The 17,331-nt window shown below is 62.9% G+C and carries 14 protein-coding genes and 2 pseudogenes; 1 reads left to right on the forward strand and 15 read right to left on the reverse strand.

Translation table 11 applies throughout. From position 1 onward, the window contains the following. Nucleotides 1-97: 97 nt before the first annotated feature. The 15 genes and pseudogenes from ABH922_RS24385 to ABH922_RS24455 form a co-directional block, all read right to left on the reverse strand. Nucleotides 98-319, reverse strand: a complete 222-nt coding sequence (locus ABH922_RS24385; RefSeq protein WP_424809388.1) for a hypothetical protein — start codon at nt 317-319, stop codon at nt 98-100. Nucleotides 320-420: 101 nt separating this feature from the next. Further along, entirely contained in the window at nt 421-1,476 is a 1,056-nt protein-coding gene (locus ABH922_RS24390) for a substrate-binding domain-containing protein (protein ID WP_424809771.1), read from the reverse strand. A gap of 145 nt (nt 1,477-1,621) precedes the next feature. Then, nucleotides 1,622-2,239 (reverse strand): HAD family hydrolase, encoded by a 618-nt coding sequence (locus ABH922_RS24395; protein ID WP_424809389.1) that lies wholly within the window; start codon nt 2,237-2,239, stop codon nt 1,622-1,624. 93 nt (nt 2,240-2,332) lie between these two features. After that, the gene (locus ABH922_RS24400) at nt 2,333-3,358 is read right to left on the reverse strand and encodes a glycoside hydrolase family 3 N-terminal domain-containing protein (protein ID WP_424809390.1); all 1,026 of its coding nucleotides are present in this window, start codon (nt 3,356-3,358) and stop codon (nt 2,333-2,335) included. An 83-nt stretch (nt 3,359-3,441) separates the two neighbouring features. Then, nucleotides 3,442-4,512 carry a glycoside hydrolase family 3 N-terminal domain-containing protein gene (locus ABH922_RS24405; protein WP_424809391.1) on the reverse strand — a complete coding sequence of 357 codons (1,071 nt, stop codon included), beginning with the start codon at nt 4,510-4,512 and terminating at the stop codon, nt 3,442-3,444. A 28-nt stretch (nt 4,513-4,540) separates the two neighbouring features. Beyond that, complete coding sequence (locus tag ABH922_RS24410; protein WP_424809392.1) at nt 4,541-5,548, reverse strand: Gfo/Idh/MocA family protein; 1,008 nt, start codon at nt 5,546-5,548, stop codon at nt 4,541-4,543. A 240-nt stretch (nt 5,549-5,788) separates the two neighbouring features. Next, entirely contained in the window at nt 5,789-7,072 is a 1,284-nt protein-coding gene (locus tag ABH922_RS24415; RefSeq protein WP_424809393.1) for an MFS transporter, read from the reverse strand. Between the two features lie 342 nt (nt 7,073-7,414). Then, on the reverse strand, nt 7,415-8,809 hold the full coding sequence (locus ABH922_RS24420; protein WP_424809394.1) for an aspartate ammonia-lyase: 1,395 nt from the start codon (nt 8,807-8,809) through the stop codon (nt 7,415-7,417). Next, nucleotides 8,809-10,146: a histidinol dehydrogenase gene (gene hisD / locus ABH922_RS24425; protein ID WP_424809395.1), complete on the reverse strand. Its 1,338-nt coding sequence runs from the start codon at nt 10,144-10,146 to the stop codon at nt 8,809-8,811. The genes ABH922_RS24420 and hisD overlap by 1 nt, the downstream gene beginning before the upstream one ends. Before the next feature lie 112 nt (nt 10,147-10,258). Next, nucleotides 10,259-10,681, reverse strand: coding sequence for a hypothetical protein (locus ABH922_RS24430; protein ID WP_424809396.1), 423 nt, complete (start codon nt 10,679-10,681; stop codon nt 10,259-10,261). Between the two features lie 96 nt (nt 10,682-10,777). After that, nucleotides 10,778-12,565, reverse strand: a complete 1,788-nt coding sequence (locus ABH922_RS24435; protein WP_424809397.1) for a thiamine pyrophosphate-binding protein — start codon at nt 12,563-12,565, stop codon at nt 10,778-10,780. A 209-nt stretch (nt 12,566-12,774) separates the two neighbouring features. Further along, the gene (locus ABH922_RS24440; RefSeq protein WP_424809398.1) at nt 12,775-14,316 is read right to left on the reverse strand and encodes a PucR family transcriptional regulator; all 1,542 of its coding nucleotides are present in this window, start codon (nt 14,314-14,316) and stop codon (nt 12,775-12,777) included. A gap of 101 nt (nt 14,317-14,417) precedes the next feature. Beyond that, on the reverse strand, nt 14,418-15,101 hold the full coding sequence (locus tag ABH922_RS24445) for a ThuA domain-containing protein (protein WP_424809399.1): 684 nt from the start codon (nt 15,099-15,101) through the stop codon (nt 14,418-14,420). Nucleotides 15,102-15,258: 157 nt separating this feature from the next. Continuing rightward, nucleotides 15,259-16,422, reverse strand: coding sequence for an iron-containing alcohol dehydrogenase (locus ABH922_RS24450; protein WP_424809772.1), 1,164 nt, complete (start codon nt 16,420-16,422; stop codon nt 15,259-15,261). 90 nt (nt 16,423-16,512) lie between these two features. After that, nucleotides 16,513-17,016: pseudogene (locus tag ABH922_RS24455) on the reverse strand (aldehyde dehydrogenase family protein); the annotation flags it as partial. Here ABH922_RS24455 and ABH922_RS24460 point away from each other — a divergent pair. Beyond that, nucleotides 17,016-17,321: pseudogene (locus ABH922_RS24460) on the forward strand (LysR substrate-binding domain-containing protein); the annotation flags it as partial. The pseudogenes ABH922_RS24455 and ABH922_RS24460 overlap by 1 nt on opposite strands. Nucleotides 17,322-17,331 lie beyond the last annotated feature (10 nt).

The following is a 17,331-nucleotide window of genomic DNA, read 5'->3' on the forward strand; positions in this document are numbered from 1 at the left end:
GGATCGTTGCGGTGCCAGTCCCGGGGCGATTGATCGTCAATCTCGATGTCGCGGTCACGCCGAGTGGTTTAGCTAGAGGTAGGAGAAGGCGATCTGCTCACACACCTTCACGTCGACGCCGGATCGTAACCACGTTCACCGCGACCTCCAGCGCCGCGGCTGGACCGGTCTCGGGAGTTGCGGTCCAGCGGGTCTCGACCGTTGCGTCGGAGTTGACTTTCGATTCGAGTGCACTGGCCAAGTGCACCGACTTCATCGACGCCGACGGCAAGTCGATCCCGAATACCGCCGAGGCGTGCTTGCCCGTCGACCCGTTCACCGAGCCCGGGCGGGCTCTGGTGCGCTCATGCAGGAGCGCACCGTGCTCGCGGACTTCGCTCGGCGTCGATGATGCGCTGATGGGGTGCGAGTGGTGCTTGTTCAGCGGCGGCGGAGTGAACTCGACGTGGCAGGGGGATGTGCTGTGGTCTCGCGCACGACGAGTTCGGTGTCGAGGGTGATGCGGCGACGAGAGCCGTTGCCCTGTATCTGTTTCAGGAGCATCGACGCGGCTGTTCTACCTTTCTCCACCAAAGGTTGACGAATCGTGGTCATCCTGCACAATTCGGAGATAGGTGCGCCGTCGAAGCCGATGACGGAAATCTCTTCGGGCACCGTGATCTTCGCGCGGCTGAGAACCTCCAGTGCGGCCGCCGCGTGGACGTCGGCCGTCGCGACGATTCCGGTGATCTCGCCGCGGGTCAGCACACGCTCGGCCGCGCGGATGCCGCTACCTCGGTCTATTCCACCTGTCTCCTCCATGATCAAGTCGTGAGCTGAGACCCCGTACCGGTCACAGGCGTCGAAGTATCCGAGCAGTCGCTCGCGCACCACTCGCTCGGTGGCGTTCTGGACGTGTTCGAGCTGGAAGGGTCCGGGATCTGCGCCGGCGCAGAGTCGGTCGGATATGACGGCGATTCTGCGGTGGCCGAGTTCGAGCAGGTGCGACATCTGTGCACACGCGGCCTTGCGGTCGTCGATGCCCACGAACGGTAATTTGTTCGTCTTCGGTGAGTCGATGGACACCGTCGGTATGCCTCGCTCGATCAGGGTGTCGATCATGGGATGCTTCGTCGGCCCGTTGTGGATGACGACCCCGTCGACGAGACCGCGTATGGCGGGCGAGTTGAGTTCGGTGATGGGCATCAGTGTCAGCGCGACGTCGGCGAGCTCGCCGATCTCGACGATGCCCTTCATCAGCATCATCGAGGACGGATCGTCGAGTGCGTGAACCAGGGAGTCGGTCACCATGACACCGACGGCACCCACTCGGCCCGACCGTAGGCTGCTGCCCATGATGTTCGGGCCGGTGTATCCGATCTGTCCGGCGATCGCGAAGATGTCTGCTCGTCGTTGCGGCGAGATCTTCGGGGAGTTGCTGTAGGCGTACGAGACCGCAGCCAGTGACACTCCGGCCGCAGCTGCGACGTCTTTCATCGTGACCACAGCGGTAGTCCTCTTTTCTCGCCGTCCGTGCCTCTCGCCGAGAATCGGCGGAAGCGGTGTCGAATGCCCGGTGGCCTCGGTGTTGATTGTAGGAGTGCGCTCGACCCGGCAACTCGTTCGGTCGTGGCGACCTCGACTATCGGGTGGACAGCCAGGTGTCGACGACGGGGACCAGACCTTCGTGATCGGTGAAATGATGTCCGTTCATGCCGACGGCCTGTGCCGCGATGATGTTCTCTTCGCGGTCGTCGACGAAGAGGAAGTCGGCGGGATCTGCCCTCAGCGCATCGATGCAATGTTGGAATGCCGCAACATCCGGTTTGGCGGCATTGATTTTGCCCGAGAAAGCGACGTAATCGAGGTCGCCTAGCCACGGCTGCGCGGCGTGGAAGGCATCCGCGTGGTCTGACGGAATGTTGGACAGCAGCGCGACGTCGGCGACGCTACGCAGAGATCGCGCGTAGTCGATCATGCGCTCGTCCACCCGAGAGCAGCTGTCGATGTCGGCGAGCCGGAGCTCTTCGATCAGGTCGGCGTCGGCCGGACGTGACAGATCCGCGAGGACGGCTGTCCAATATTCGTCTGCGTTCTGCTGCGCGGAGTCGTATGGCGCGCGTCGTGAAAGGTAGGCTGCGGTGAAGTCGTCTTCCGGCACGGTGCAATGGGCAGCCATTTCGGTCATCGTGCCAGGGCGCTGGAGGAGTGCAAGGACTCCGTACAGATCGAACAGGACTATCCGTCGATCGGGGGACATGTAGGTTCTCCAGGTTTCCGGGGTCCGGCTTCGCAAGTGACGGCAAGGGCAGGATGTGGCAGCCCCTGCCGTCGCTTCGATGTGGTGGGCTACCTATGCACTGTTCTTCGCGGTCGAATTCGCCAGGCCGCGGACGCGGTTTGCCGCTTCGGTCAGTCGCTCTGCGATCTGCTGGTCGCCCGCTGCCGCAGCAGCCAAGGACCGTGCGACCACAGCGACTTCGTCACCGCCGGGGATCAGCAGAAGGTCGGCGCCTGCGAGCAGACTCACGAGTGCGGTTTCCTCGAGCGAACGCCCGCGTGTCGTAGCGGGAGCATCGAGGTCGTCACTGACGACGACGCCGCCGAAACGCAGGTCGTTTCGCAATGATCGGACCGTGACGGCCGACGTCGTGGCAGGCTCGTTCGGATCGACCGCTTCGATGATGGCCGGTCCGACCATCACGGCGGAAACGCCGGCGTCGACGACTGCTCCGAAGGGAACGAGAGCGTCGGCGCTCCAGTCCTTCGCCGATACGCTCGTGTCGTTCGATGCGGGATCTTGGTCGAGCAGCGGGAATCCCGGGAAGTGTTTGGCGATGGCCACGATACCGGCTGCCTGGATACCGCGAACGAATGCTGCTCCGATGCGCGCGATTTCCGCGTGCGGAAGGTCGAGCGTACGTCCGACGAGCCACGGGTTGCCGCCCACGAGACGATCGAGCACCGGTGACAAGAATGCGTTCACGCCCAGGCCGGCGGCCGCGAGTGCGACTGCGTGGGAGGCGCTTTCGATGTCGGCATCGGTCATCTGTGTAAGTTCGTCGGCCGGCGGGAACTGCGGGACGAGTGTGTGCAGGCGCTGGATACCCCACGGCTCCTGATCGACTGCGACCAGTACGGACTCGTCGGTTGCCGATGCCAGGGCGCTGGTGAGTTCGCGGAGCGACTGGCTGGTTTCGCTGTCGCGACGAGCCGGCGTCATCTTGCGTGAAACGTACTCTTCGCGAGATTCACCGACGATGACGGCAACGGTTCCGCCGCGCAGGAGATCGGCGAGCCACGTGTCCACGTGGCTCGCATCGAAAGCCGGGAACATGACGGCGTACGCGTCACGCTCGAGAGCTGAAAGATTTGACATCAGGAGTTCCTTTTCTCGCACACGGGCGATGATCGCTGATTGTTCGGGCGGAGGGTCTTCGGGCCGGTGCCCGGGTTGCGGCCTCAGACGCGGCTGGGTTCGATCGCGACGCGTACCACTCGGTTGTACGCCTCGACGAGGCGCTCGACCGGGATGGTGCCGTTGTCGACGGCATCGACCAGGGCGTCCGCAACGGCGGAGAGGTCGTCGCCGTTGGTGACCTGACCGGTGACCAGGAGAAGGTCGGCTCCGGCTTTCAGGGCGTCGACAGCTGCGGTGGCGACGCTGTCGTCGCGCGAGTTGGAACGCGAGTTCAGGTCATCGGTGACGGCCAGGCCTTCGAACCCCAGTTCACGACGAAGTAGTTCCACACAGCGCGACGATCGCGAACTCGGCTTGATCGGGTCGATCGCTTCGATGATCGCCGGGCCGAGCATGATCCCCGGTACTCCGGCGGCGATGACGGAACGGAACGGTAGGAGATCACGCTCGGTGCCGTCGATGTTGGGTACTACTTCGCCGGGCTCGATCGCCGGGTCGTGGTGCGCGCCGCGGTGTCCAGGGAAATGTTTTGCCACGACGGTTATTCCGCCTCGGACCTGGCCGCGAGTGAATGCGGAGCCGATCCGCGCGACCTCGTTCTCGTCCGGGCCGTACGCGCGTCGGTCGAGCCAGCCGTTCGGACCGGTCATGACGTCGAGGACCGGCGCGAAGTTCATGGTCACCCCGAGGGCGCGCATTTCCTTGCCCAGCTGCTCGGTGACTCGTTCGATCGACTCGGTACTCAGCGTCAGGAACTCGTCACGGGTGGGCAGCGGCGAGACCATGTCGTGGAGTCGGTTGATACCCGCGATTTCCTGATCCATCGCGACGGCGATCGGTTTGCCGGCGATCCGCGTCAGCTCGGTCGTCAGCGCGATGACGTCGCTCGCGGACTCTGTTGCTCGCCGGTCGTCGCTCATGCTGCGGGCCAGGTACTCCGAGCGCGTCTCGCCGAACAACACTGCCTGACCGCCCTTGCCGAGGAAGTCTCGGATCGGATCGGTCACCGTCAGGCCGGGGAGTTCGGGAATCAAGATCCCGTATGCCAACGGGTACAGATCGTCGCGAGACGACGGCTGTGTGGCTGTGGTGCTCTGGTTGTCAGTAGTCACTTCATACCGCCTTGGGATGGTCTTCCGGTCAGCTCTTGATATCGACGACAGTTCGCGTGGCGGCTGCATGAACGGCAGCTTCGGCGACCCGCAGTGCAGCGACACCGTCGGCACCCGTCGCGGCCGGTACGCCATCGCCCAGGACGGCGCCGACGAATGCGGCGACAGCGGGCTCGTACAGGTCGTGATGATCTACCGGGATGTCAGTGGCGTTACCGTCCCTGATCAGTGCGACGGATCCGCCCGGGGACATGCGCATGACGTCGGTTCCCACGATCGATCCCGTGGAACCGAATACCTCGACAGCCGAGAGGGAGTGGCCGATGGTGAAGGCATCGTGGAAGGTGGCGAGTGTTCCGTCCTCGAAGAGGAGCGTACCGAACAACACGTCGAAATTCGGTTCCACGCACAGGCCGTGGTTCGCGCCGAATGCGGAAACGGCCGCGACGTTTTGCCCGAGAATGGCGCGAAGGGTGTCGGCAGTGTGAATTGTCAGGTCCATCGCGACGCCTGCCGCCGGACCGTCGGTGCGCCATCCCACCGCGTGCGGGGGAAGCTGCACGGTGAAGGACGTGCGCACGCCACGAACCTCGCCGATGTCGCCGCCGCGCACGGCCGCCTGGATAGCTCGATGGGTGGCAGCGCCGCGGAACTGCTGGTTCACCCCGAGCTGCACTCCGGCTACGGCACAGGCTTCGACCACGGCGTTCGCATCGTCAGCGGTCAGCGCGAGCGGCTTGTCGACGAATACGTGCTTGCCGGCCGCGGCGGCCGCGATGGCCTGCGCGGCATGTGCGTCACTGGTGCTGCCGATGTAGACCGCGTCGATCTTCGGGTCGTCGAGGAGCTTTGCGACGGAGTCGTAGACCTGGGGAACCGAGTGTCGGTCGGCGATCTCCTGTGCGCGGGCAGGCACACTGTTCGTTCCGATGGCCGCAATTTCCGATACTGCGGACGTCTTGATCGCTGGAATGACGAAGTCATCGGCAATACGGCTCGCGCCGATGACTCCCCAGCGCACTGATTCCTGGCTCATGTTGACTCTCACTCTTTCCTGGCTCGTCGTCACCACAACGATTGGTGATACGTTTAACCTATGAATTCTGGTGAATCGTATCACCGGGCGTAATCGCCTGCAATACATAACCCTTGGGCATCGGGAAACGCCGCGCCATCGGTTTGCTTGCCTCCACACTGCGCGTGCTCGGCCGGATCACCCGAAGTTCAGAGTTCGTCCGGCCGAGCACGCGGCGTACGGAGTGAAGACGTGTTCGACTCAGCCGATAGGCATTTCTCGGCCGTCCTTGGTGGTGGTTGTGACTGGCTTGTCGAAGTTCGGTACCAATCGCGTGAGCGCGGGCCCACCTACCGCGATGAGCGCGAGCAGAATTGCCGGAACGATCGGCATCCACTGGATACCGGTGGTGTCGACGAGGATCGTGATCGCAGCAGGGCCGACAAGCATTCCGGAATAGCCGATTGCGTTGACAATTCCGATGTTGCGTCCGGCGTTCTCGGGATCGCGGCGTCCTGCTGCCGAAAGCATGAGTGGGGCGATGCATGCCAAGCCCAGCCCGAGAAGTACGAAGCCGACGAGGGCGAGGGGAGTGGAATGACCCAGCAGCGCCAACAGTGCGCCTGCAGATCCGATGGCGCCACTCGCGCCGACGATCGCACGTGCGCCGAACTTTTCGGCCAGCTTGTCCCCGAAGAGTCGGCCGGCGAATTGTGCACCGGAGTAGAAGGTCACGGCTGCAGCAGCCAAGCCTGCCGTTGTTCCGGTGGTTCGGCGGACGAATTCCTGGCCCCAGTCGAGAAGGGCGTTTTCACTGAGCATGGACGCAAGCAGGAGGATGCCGAAGCCGATCAGGATGAGAAGCGTTGCGGTGCTGGTAGGCCGAGTCTTGGCGGATGTCTCGGTGTTCGTGTTCTCCTCGGGTGGCAACAGTTCCGAACGCGTCAGCAGCCACTTGCTTGCAACGAATCCGAGAACGGCCATGACTCCGCCGATCGTCAGGTACGCAACGGTCGGGCTGTCCGTGAAATGGCGAGCCAACGCGCTGCCGACCAGACCGAGTAAGAACCCACCCGCGGGGTACGCGGCGTGGAATGCCGACATGATCGGTCGACCGTAGTACCGCTCCACCTGCACGCCGTGGACGTTGGACGCCGTGGAGGACGCGCCACGCAACAGGCCCACCATCACGCCGGTCAGGATTGCGGCGGTGAGACCGTCCACGAAGGCGAGAGCCACGTAGGACAGCGGGTACAGCAGGTAGACGGGCCTCGCGGCGGCGCGCGGTCCGAAGCGGTCGAGCAGGGGGCCGATGGCCAGACACCCGACAGTGGCACCGACGCCGATCGCCAGCGCCAGCATGCCGAACTTCGAGTCTCCGCTCTCGCCTTCCCAACCTTGGGCGGCGCGTAGCGACGAGGTGCTCGTCGACCACATCAACATCAGCGAGCCCAGCTGGAAGAAGCCGAAGAACGTGGCAAACCTTGCCATTTTGATCCGTGCCATGTCGACCGGGCGCGTTGCCGCCACCTCGTTTGTAGTCATGATCGGTCAATCTCCTGAAAGTAGAGTTCGTGCAGCATTGTTCACGATTGATTCGTTGACAAGCGGTGCACCGAAGGGAGTGTTCGGTCCCGAAGCCGGGGTTCGTCGAAGTCGCGCCCTGTCCGGCGGGACGAGAAGGTGTGCATCAGATTACAAAGCGTGAAGGGGATCACAAAAGGGGCAGGCTGTGCACTGTTCCGCAGCGGAATGCCCGGAGTGTGCAGCGGTCGAACACGACGATGGCCGCCGACCCCCGGTCAGGGGGCAGGCGGCCACTCGACTCGCTACCGGGTCACGAACGCCGTTGTCCGTTGCCTGTTCGGATGCGAGCGATCCGGGCTGTCACCGGCAGATCGAATGCGTGAGGTTCTCAGGTTGCAAAATGCTGTCGAGTTGCTCCAGGGTCAACAGGCCGCGATCGAGGACGAGTGCGGACACCGTACGGCCCGTGGCGAGCGCTTCGGCAGCGATCGCAGTGGCCGCGCTGTACCCGATGTGAGGGTTCAGAGCTGTGACGACACCGATCGACGCGTCCACCGTCTTACGAAGGTGCTCGACGTTCGCGCCGATACCCACCACACACCGTTCACGGAGAACGTCGCAACCGCGAGTGAGTAGTTCGATGGTTTCGAACAGGCTGTGAGCGATGACCGGCTCGAAAGCGTTCAGCTGGAGCTGTCCGCCTTCGGCTGCCATCGTCACGGTCAGATCGTTGCCGATCACGCGGAACGCGATCTGGTTGACCACCTCCGGAATCACCGGATTGACCTTACCCGGCATGATCGACGATCCCGCTTGCACCGGTGGAAGGGTGATCTCGCCGAAACCCGCACGGGGACCGGAGGACAGCAACCGAAGGTCGTTACACACCTTCGACAACTTCACCGCAGTGCGCTTGAGAACCCCGGACAATTGCATGAACGCCCCCACGTCCTGCGTGGCCTCGACAAGGTTCGACGCGGTGATCAGATCGAGGTCGGTGATCACCGCGAGGTGATCACGCACCCGCTTCGCGTACTCGGGATGGGCATTGAGACCAGTGCCGATGGCGGTGCCGCCGAGGTTGATTTCGGCGATGAGCAGCGCCGCTTCGCCCAGTCGTTGCGAATCCTCGTCGAGCATGAGTGCAAAGGCGCCCACTTCCTGCCCGAGTGTCATCGGCACGGCGTCCTGCAGTTGCGTGCGTCCGATCTTGAGGACGTCCCCGAACTCGTCGGCCTTGTGCGTGAACGCTACAGCGAGTTCGTTCATGGAGGCACGTAACCGGCCGATCGCAGTCTGAAGGCCGATCTTGACCGCTGTGGGATAGACGTCATTGGTGCTCTGACTCAGGTTGACATGCTCGAGCGGATGCAGGTGTTCGTAGGCGCCACGGGGGTGGCCCAGGTGTTCGAGGGCTCGGTTGGCGATGACTTCGTTGGCATTCATGTTGGTCGAGGTGCCTGCCCCGCCTTGGATGACGTCGACGACAAACTGGTCGTGCAATGCGCCATCACGAATTTCTCTACAGGCCAACGTAATTGCATCGGATTCGGTATGTGGAAGTAGGCCGAGATCTTCGTTTGCCCGAGCTGCCGCCTGTTTCACCGCGGCAAGTGCGGACACCAGGTCAGGGTGAAGTGAAATCGGGATACCTGTGATCGGGAAGTTCTCGGTGGCACGCAGGGTGTGGATACCGTAGTACGCGTCGTCCGGAACTTCCCGATCACCGAGTAGGTCGTGCTCGAGTCGACTCATCAGTCCGCGGTCACCCGGTCCGAGGTCACCCGGGTCGGGATGTCACCCCACGGCAGCGGTGCGTTGCCGAACTTGGCGGCGCGCAGATCGCCGGAACGGGCATGACCTTCGAACCGCTCGAGACGGGAGACCCGGCCGCAGATCTCGCCCAACTGAGCGCTCGTCTCCAGGTTGCGAACCTCTTGGTAAGTAAGGGTTTTGAGGAATTTGCCTACCCAGAGACCGCCTGTATAGTGCGAGGCTCCGAGTGTGGGGAGGACGTGGTTCGTGCCGATCAACTTGTCGCCGTACGGAACGCACGTACCTTCGCCGAGGAAGAGGGCGCCGTAGTTGCGCATCGCATCGAGCGCCTCACGCGGCTTCTCCGTCAGGATCTGCACGTGCTCGGAGGCGAACTTGTCGGCGAGTTGGTAGGCCTCGTCGAGCGTGTCGACGACGTGCACCTGGCCGTGGTCGCGCCAGGCGGGGCCGGCGATAGCATTGGTTTCGAGTCCGGGCAGCAGCGCGTCGATGTGATCGAGGGTTGCCCGGCCGACGGTCTCGGAGGTCGTGATCAACACGCACGGCGAGTCGGGGCCGTGTTCGGCCTGACTGAGTAGATCGACTGCGATGGTGAACGGGTCGGCATGGGCGTCGGCAACGATCAGCGTTTCGGTCGGGCCCGCGAAAAGGTCGATGCCGACCTCGCCGAACAGTTGGCGCTTCGCCTCGGCCACGTAGGCATTTCCCGGGCCGGTCAGGATCGAGACGGGGTCGATACTCTCGGTTCCCAGTGCCAACGCGGCGATTGCCTGAACTCCGCCGAGGACGAAGATTTCGTCGGCACCGGCAAGATACATGGCAGCGATACTGATCGGCGGGGCTTCACCTGCATTCGGCGGTGTCGTGGCAGCGACGCGTTCGACGCCGGCTACCTTCGCGGTCAACACGGTCATGTGTGCGGATGCCGTCAGTGGGTAGCGGCCACCGGGAACATAGGCGGCAGCTGCTTCGACTGGCACGTTACGGTGACCGAGGAACACTCCTGGGAGAGTCTCGATCTCGATGTCCGCAATGGAATCGCGCTGAGCCTGGGCGAAGTTGCGGATTTGTCGCTGCGCGAAACGTAGATCGTCGAGAACGGTCTCCGGCACGGAGGACACGATGGAGCGCACCTGATCCTCACCGAGGCGGAACGATTTCGGTGCCCAGTTGTCGAACTTCTCGGAGTATTTACGCACGGCTGCTTCACCGTTCGCGCGAACATCTGCTATCACGTTCGCGACAGTGTCGACTACGGCCGAGTTGCTGGAGCGCTGGGCCGGCTCGCCGATGGCGGCCTTGAGGACGAATGTCATGGATGCTTCCTTGGCGTCAGGGATGGAGCTCTCGAACAAAGCATCCCAATGTGAGGCCGAAGACAACAGGCACACCGTGGGAACACTTTGTGGAAGATGGTGCACGAAACGGCTATTCGGTTCGGTCTTCGCTCAGGATCTCGGGACCGACCGACAGGATCCAGCGGCGTGTCAAAGAATACGGCTTCCGAGGTACCACGCACAGTGCAGTGGGATTGCCTGCCGATACGTGAACGAGGTCGTCCTCGTCGAGCCCGAACCCGAGGACTGGGCCCTCGTTCCACACAGACAGGTACGGGGAATGTCGAGAGCCGACCACGACGTCATGGTGTCGCGAGACGAGCGTTGCCGGCCGGTTCAGGCGGATGTCGGTCTTGCGGCGAGTCCAGAGAAGAATCTTCTGCCCGTCGACTCGTCGCTCCTGAACCCACCGAAATGCGCGGTACACGGCCCGTGGGTCCTCGATGTGACTTCCGGTGACGGCGCTCGGGTAGTGAAGGGGCAGTGTAATGTCTGTGCGATCCAGTGCGTGCATCTCACTCCACTTCTATTCGCCTACGAACTGCACGCCACGACGAACGGGGTACCGGCCAGTGTCCTGCACCCCGCTCACACGCTACTGTTCGCGGAACTACTGGTGCTGCTCGTTCGCGCGGGCCTCGCGATACTCGTCGGCGCGCTCGTCCGTGATGTGCGGCAGCGGCGGGAAGTCCAACCAGCCGGGCACGAAGGGGCTGGCGAGGTCGCGGTCCGTCGGAACCTCGACGAGCACCGGGGCGTTGGCATCGAACGCTCGCTTGAAAGTAGGCTCCAGGTCGGCGGGAGAGTCGACCCTGAAGGACTCCAGTCCGAATGACTTGCCGAGGTCCTTGAAATTCGGGCTGTACGGCGTTCCATCCGGCCGATTGAACTCGGTGCCGATCATGCGGTCGGTGGCATTGCGCTGTCCACCGCGAATCGAAATGTACCCCGAGTTGTCCTGCACGACAAACACTACCGGTATGTCATGTTGGATCGCGACGCCGATCTCCTGCGCGGTCATCAGGAAGTCGCCGTCTCCGGTGATGCAGGCGACCTGACGGTCCGGGGCTGCCAGCTTCGCGCCCAGCGCAGCGGGTACCGGCCAGCCCATCGACGAGAAGCCGCCGGTGGTCAGGTGGGTGCGTGGCTCGTACACCGGGAACGTCTGCTTGACTGCGCCCTGCGTGTTGCCGGAGCCGACCAGGACGATGCCGTCGCGGTCCATGACCTTGCGCAGAGCGCCCAGCGGGCGCTGCAGGGTGAACGGGAAGCGATCCGAGTCGCGGCGAGTGGCCAGCGCCTGTTCCCACTTGAACTGGTGCTCGGCGATTTCCGCCAGGTAGTCGGACCTGGCGGGTGTCGCGGACGGCAGACTGTCGACGATGGCGGCAACCGTAGGCTTTGCGTCGGCGACGATACCGACCTCAGCCGGATAGATCTTGCCGATTTCGTGGGGATCGATGTCGATGTGGATCAGTTTGGCAGGCGGGAAGGAGAAGGTCTTTCCGCGGCTGTAGCTGGACGCGGACCAGTCGGTGAAGCGGCAACCGACGGAGATCACGACATCCGCGTTGGCGGTGAGGTAGTTGCCGTGGACGGTGCCGGTCTGTCCGACGCTGCCGACGAAGAGCGGGTGGTCCTCAGGGAAGGCGCTCTTGCCGTTCCAGGTGGTGGCGACCGGAATGTTCTGGGCTTCGGCGAGTGCGAGAACCTCGTCGGTCGCGTTGGCGCTGATCGCGCCGCCGCCCACGACGATGACGGGTCGCTTCGCGCCGGCGAGCAGTGCGGCAGCGCGGCTGACCGCTTCGGGGTCCGGGTACTGTACGCCGACGGGAAGCCGACGTGCGAGATCATGGAACGAGACATCAGCGGTCTCTGCATGCAGGTCCCACGGTACCTCGATGTGCGCGGGACCCCGGCGTCCGGTCAGCATCGCGCTGAACGCGCGGTGCATGATGAACGGCAAGTCTTCGATGCTGTTGGCCACCCAGCTACGCTTTGAAACGGCTTCTGCGACCTGGGGGAATCCGTTGTCCTTCTGGCGATCCAGTTCCTGGAGCACACCTCGCCCGCGCATGTGGCGCGGGGGACCGCCGGTGATCACGAGAACACTGGTGGAGTCACTGTATGCGGTAGCCAGTCCGAGGACGGTGTTGGATGCGCCGGCGCCGATGGACGTCACCGCTGCCATCGGTTGACCCGAAACGCGGTAGAAACCGTCGGCCAGGTGCACGGCACTCTGCTCGTGGTACGTCTGGATGAAGGGAATCTTCGATTCCTCTTCGTTGAAGGCGTCCATCAGTCCCCAGATTCCGTGGCCGGGAATACCAGCGACGTAGGGAACCCCGTACTGCTTCAAGATTCGGCCGATTACTTGACCGCCGTTGAGCCTAGGCATGAAAAATCCTTTCTGATGGGTAGTTCCGCATTGTGGTCCGTGTGAACTCAGTGCGCCGGTGTGCATCCCGTAGGCATCGATTCACGATGCGACCACCTGCTCCGGTCAGTCTGCACGGGAACGGTTCTCGTTGAGAAGATGCACAGTGTGCAACAGTTCCATTGATGTATTCCCATTCTGTGCTGTGCGCCTTTATCAACCGCGGGCGGTTAATAAAGGCGCACAGCAGAGCGTCGCGAGACGACGGACGAGCCTTCCAATAGATCGAGACCTTTGACCGCAAGCAGCAGACTCTGCCGGGTAGCCGCGTCGTCCAACGACTTACCGAGAATCGAGGCGATTCGGCTCAGCCTGTTGTAGAGCGTGCGGCGTTGGATGAACAGGCTCTCCGCCGCTTCTGTCTTGCGCCCGTCCATCTCCAGGTAGGTGCGCAGGGTCGGTAGCAACGGAGTGGAGGACTGTGCGTCTTTCGTGAGAAGCGGTCCGATCTCGTCCTCGACGTAGCTTGCCAACTCCGGCCCCTGGGCAAGTGCAACCAGGAGTCGTTCCACGCCAAGGTCGTCGAAGTCGAGAACCGGTCGAGCAGGCAACGATCGAGCCACCGCTGCAGCACTTTTGGCCTGTGTTACTGCAATCGGAAGCATTTGTGACGTCACCGACCGGCTTACCCCGCCGCCGCGGGTCGAATCGCCCAGATAGCTGATTAGGTCGTTACGGTTTGTGTGTGCGGATGTGACGGCCACCGTGTACTCGCCGAGATCGGCGCTGATCACCGAGACGTCGTCACGTCGCCGCATCGGGGTACTTGTCGGCGATTCGTCCAGGTGTTCCCGGTTCGCGACGGCGACGACGAGACTGCCGGAGCCGAGTCGATAGCCGAGATGACTTGCTTTATCGACGAATTCGACACCAGTCAGGTCCCCCAGCAGCAATCGGGTGATGAGGGAGGTGTTGCGCTGATCGTCGCGGGCTTTGCGGCTGTGATCCGTCAACAACGAGATCGCCACTGCGGCCGCTCCGCGCTCCACCGCGAACACCACACCGCTCCGGTCGATATTCGGGTCGGTCAGTACATGAATCCAACCCCAGGGCTGACCACGCATCAGCACCGGTCGACGCGTGCAGGTGGCGGCGTCGCTGTGGAGTCCACGCGCGTGGCGTCCCCACTCTTCGATCTCCGGGCCGTCCAGATGCCCGGCATAGGCCGTCACCCGGTGTGCGATGTTCTCCAGGACCACCGCGCAGCCGGTGAGGGTGGACAACGTCTGGACGATTGCGACCGAGTCGGCGCCCATCAGTAGAAGTTCGGAGAACGTCGACTCCACTTCTCGTTCGCGTGTGAGAGCACCGAGTCGGATGTTTGTCAGGATTTCGTGTACTTGTGCCGATACACCCGCAAATGACACTTCGTGGGACAGGGCCACGATGGGAAGGCCGCACGCGGTGCCCTCTTCGATGACGGCGTCCGGCACGCGGTCGAACACCCGCCCCGATTCCTCGATCACTAGCGCCGATGCGCCCGCTCGTGAGATGGCCCGAACGAACACCTTTTGAAGGGCGGCGGTGTTGCCCATCCCGAGCCCTGCGGTCAGCAGAACTTCACCGCCGCTGAGAAAGCGAGAGATGTCCGAGATCTCGGACGAATGTACCCAACGGACCTCACGATCGAGGTTCTCGTGGCCTGTCAGAATTCGCGCCCCTGCCTTCTTCAGAAGTTCGAGTTCGAGGGCGTCGGAAACTGTGAAATCCATAGCTCACCAATGTAAATCGTGTAGTCCGGAATGAGAGTTGTTGCCGGATGCGGCTCGTCTACGCTTGCTCTGGAGCCTTGCTCGTCGGTCTCAGGACGGTCTCACTTCTCGGTCTCGGACCGCTGTTCCGCCCGCGCCGCATAGATCAGGCCCTGTTTGGTGAGTCGCCGGATGTTCTGGTCTGCCAGGTCGGCCGGCGTATGTCCGATGGAGTGGTAGAAGACCCGTCCCGAACCCCAATCTCGAACCCAAGCAACGGGACTACGTAAGCCGGCGATCCAGGGAATGTGGTCACCGTCGAATGTCGTCTCGGCGAGTACGTGGTTGTTGGGATCGACATGCATGTAGTACTGCTCGGATGCGACGTCGAAGTCTTGAACGCCCGAGGTGACCTCGTGCTCGTGGTCGGTGACGGTCACCTGGTATGGCTGCGGATATCCCTCTCCTGCAGGGTGTTCGACGAAATCTCCGCCGAGTAGCATGTGGTACCGCAAGCTGGCTCGAAACGCGGCTGCCGCGCCGTGCCACGCGGCTACACCAGTGCCGGCCGCGACTGCGTCCAGTAGGTTCTGCTCTTGCGAGTCACTGAGGTCTTCAGTGGTCAATGCGTTGTTCCAGCCGAACACAATCAGGTCGTACTGTGATAGATCACGGTCGAGAGTGAAAATGTCCTGCGACTCCTCGACGTTGAAGTCGAGTTCGTCGAACAGTTCACGGGCCCAGGCTGCGATGTCGTATGGGTAGTGGCCAGGCCAGCCGCCGTACAGGTACAAAACACGGGTCATTGTACGAACTCCTTGGTGATACGTTTCACTGATTAGGTGAATCGTATCACCAAGGCGGTCGGCGTCAACCTCACTGAATCCACTCGGGTCTACCGCACAGGGTGTCGACGGGCCGGCCTGCATCGCCTGAAGGAGACGACGCGGGCCGGAGCTGAGGTCAGGATCGGAAGACTCGCCGGTACAGCTCGGCGATTTCGTCGGCGGTGGGAACCACCGGATTGTTCGACGGGGAACCCGAAGCCAATGCTTGTTCCGCCATCAACGGAATGAGCTCGTTCCACCGGGACTCGTCTATGCCGAAGGTGCTCGGCGTTGGCACCTCGACATCGGCACACAGCGCGTCGACGAACTCGATCAGTTTTCCGGACGCCACCTCGTCCGAGTCGTGACGTTCGGCGGCTCCCAACTGCCGGGCACAGTCGGCGTACCGGTCGCGTGCTCCCGGAATGGAGAACTCGGTGACAGCGGGCAGCAGCATGGCGTTGGAAAGACCGTGTGCGACATGGAAATGTGCACCGATCGGTCGGCTCATACCGTGTACGAGGCACACGCTCGCATTGGAGAATGCCATGCCGGCCTGGGTGGACGCGTGCATCATCGCCACCCGCGCTTCGCGATCCGAGCCGTCGCGGTACGCCCGCAACAGGTAGGTGCCGATCGTCTTCATGGCCGAGAGCGCGAGGCCGTCGGAAATCGGGTTCGCCTTCTTGCTCACGTACGCCTCGATTGCATGGGTGAGTGCGTCGACGCCCGTGTCCGCCGTCAGGCGCGGCGGCATGGACATCGTGAGCTCGGAATCGACGATCGAGGCGATCGGCAGAAAGGAGAGCCCGGGACAGAGCATCTTCTCATCCGTGGCTGTGTCGGTGATGATCGTGAACTGTGTTGCTTCCGAGCCGCTTCCCGCTGTAGTGGGGATGGCGACAATTGGAAGCGCCGGCCCGGCGTACACCCGCGGAGCCTTGAAATCGCGCATGACACCGCCCTGTCTGAACAGCACGGCGAGCGCCTTGGCAGTGTCCATCGGGCTGCCACCGCCGAAGCCGATGATCGCGTCGGCATCATGGGCGGCGAGCGCGTCGAGGCCTGCTTGCAGAGAATCGGTGGTGGGATCGGGAACCGTCTTCGAGAACAACGCCGCTTTCTTACCCGCCGCCTCCATGATCTCGAGCAACCGATCGGCCGATCCGTTACCGACCATGAACGCGTCGGTCACGAGGAGCGGACGCTCGACGTTCAGATCCGTCAGCACATCACCGAGGCTCTCGACGGCCCCTGGCCCGAGCTTCAAAAACCGCGGAAATGAAATATTGGCAACCATGCCTACCCCTTCGAACGTTGTGAATGTGTCTCGCTGCTTTGGACAGCTCAGTTGTTTTCGGGGAAGCCTAGGTTGATTCCGCCGAAGCTTGTAGTAGGCCATGGGGACGGGGACGTTGATGCCGACCATGCCGACTTCGATGTCGTTGTGGAAGCGTCGGGCGGCGCCGCCGTCGTTGGTGAAGATCGCGGTGCCGTTGCCGTAAGGGCTCGCGTTCACGAGGTGGAGGGCTTGGTCGTAGGTGTCGACGCGGACGACGCAGAGGACGGGTCCGAAGATTTCGTCGGTGTAGATGCTCATGTCGGTGCTGACGTGGTCGATGAGGGTGGGTCCGAGCCAGAAACCGTCGGGTCCACCGTTTGCTTGCACTGTGCGTCCGTCGACGACGACGGTGGCGCCGTCTTTTTCGCCGGTGTCGATGTAGGAGGCGACTTTGTCGCGGTGGGCTCGGGTGATGAGGGGGCCCATGTCGGGGTTGGTGGTGCCGTCGCCGGTGGCGAGGGTTCGGGTGCGTTCGGCGATTTTGGTGACGAGTGTGTCGGCGATGTCGCCGACGGCGACGAGGACGCTGATGGCCATGCAGCGCTCGCCCGCCCGCCGGGCAGACTCAGCTCCAGACCAACAACATTGCCGGTCACTATCAGGCGGTCGAGCACGGAATCGGAATCGCCCCATTGCCGACGTACATCGGCGCGACCGACGACGATCTCGTCGAGGTGCTCCCCGAAGTGTTCCTGATCCGAAGGTCCTACTGGCTTGTCGTTCCGCGTGAGCTGATCAGGTTGACCCGAGTGCGGGCGATCACCGATGCACTCCTCGAGATCGTCGACACGAATCCCGAACTTACGGCGGGTAGCGCGTGGGGTTGCTGTCCTTCCTCGAACTCGGAAGAGCAATAATGCGGCGGCT

The organism is Rhodococcus sp. 27YEA15, assembly GCF_049739425.1.
GTDB lineage: Bacteria > Actinomycetota > Actinomycetes > Mycobacteriales > Mycobacteriaceae > Rhodococcus_F.

What these genes read in the sequence shown, in the direction of transcription:
- ABH922_RS24450 (WP_424809772.1), bottom strand. Translation starts at nt 16,422, where the DNA reads ATGGTTGCCAATATTTCATTTCCGCGGTTTTTGAAGCTCGGGCCAGGG.
- ABH922_RS24420 (WP_424809394.1), bottom strand. Translation starts at nt 8,809, where the DNA reads ATGAGTCGACTCGAGCACGACCTACTCGGTGATCGGGAAGTTCCGGAC.
- ABH922_RS24400 (WP_424809390.1), bottom strand. Translation starts at nt 3,358, where the DNA reads ATGTCAAATCTTTCAGCTCTCGAGCGTGACGCGTACGCCGTCATGTTC.
- ABH922_RS24430 (WP_424809396.1), bottom strand. Translation starts at nt 10,681, where the DNA reads ATGCACGCACTGGATCGCACAGACATTACACTGCCCCTTCACTACCCG.
- ABH922_RS24445 (WP_424809399.1), bottom strand. Translation starts at nt 15,101, where the DNA reads ATGACCCGTGTTTTGTACCTGTACGGCGGCTGGCCTGGCCACTACCCA.
- ABH922_RS24390 (WP_424809771.1), bottom strand. Translation starts at nt 1,476, where the DNA reads ATGAAAGACGTCGCAGCTGCGGCCGGAGTGTCACTGGCTGCGGTCTCG.
- ABH922_RS24415 (WP_424809393.1), bottom strand. Translation starts at nt 7,072, where the DNA reads ATGACTACAAACGAGGTGGCGGCAACGCGCCCGGTCGACATGGCACGG.
- ABH922_RS24395 (WP_424809389.1), bottom strand. Translation starts at nt 2,239, where the DNA reads ATGTCCCCCGATCGACGGATAGTCCTGTTCGATCTGTACGGAGTCCTT.
- ABH922_RS24440 (WP_424809398.1), bottom strand. Translation starts at nt 14,316, where the DNA reads ATGGATTTCACAGTTTCCGACGCCCTCGAACTCGAACTTCTGAAGAAG.
- ABH922_RS24435 (WP_424809397.1), bottom strand. Translation starts at nt 12,565, where the DNA reads ATGCCTAGGCTCAACGGCGGTCAAGTAATCGGCCGAATCTTGAAGCAG.
- ABH922_RS24410 (WP_424809392.1), bottom strand. Translation starts at nt 5,548, where the DNA reads ATGAGCCAGGAATCAGTGCGCTGGGGAGTCATCGGCGCGAGCCGTATT.
- hisD (WP_424809395.1), bottom strand. Translation starts at nt 10,146, where the DNA reads ATGACATTCGTCCTCAAGGCCGCCATCGGCGAGCCGGCCCAGCGCTCC.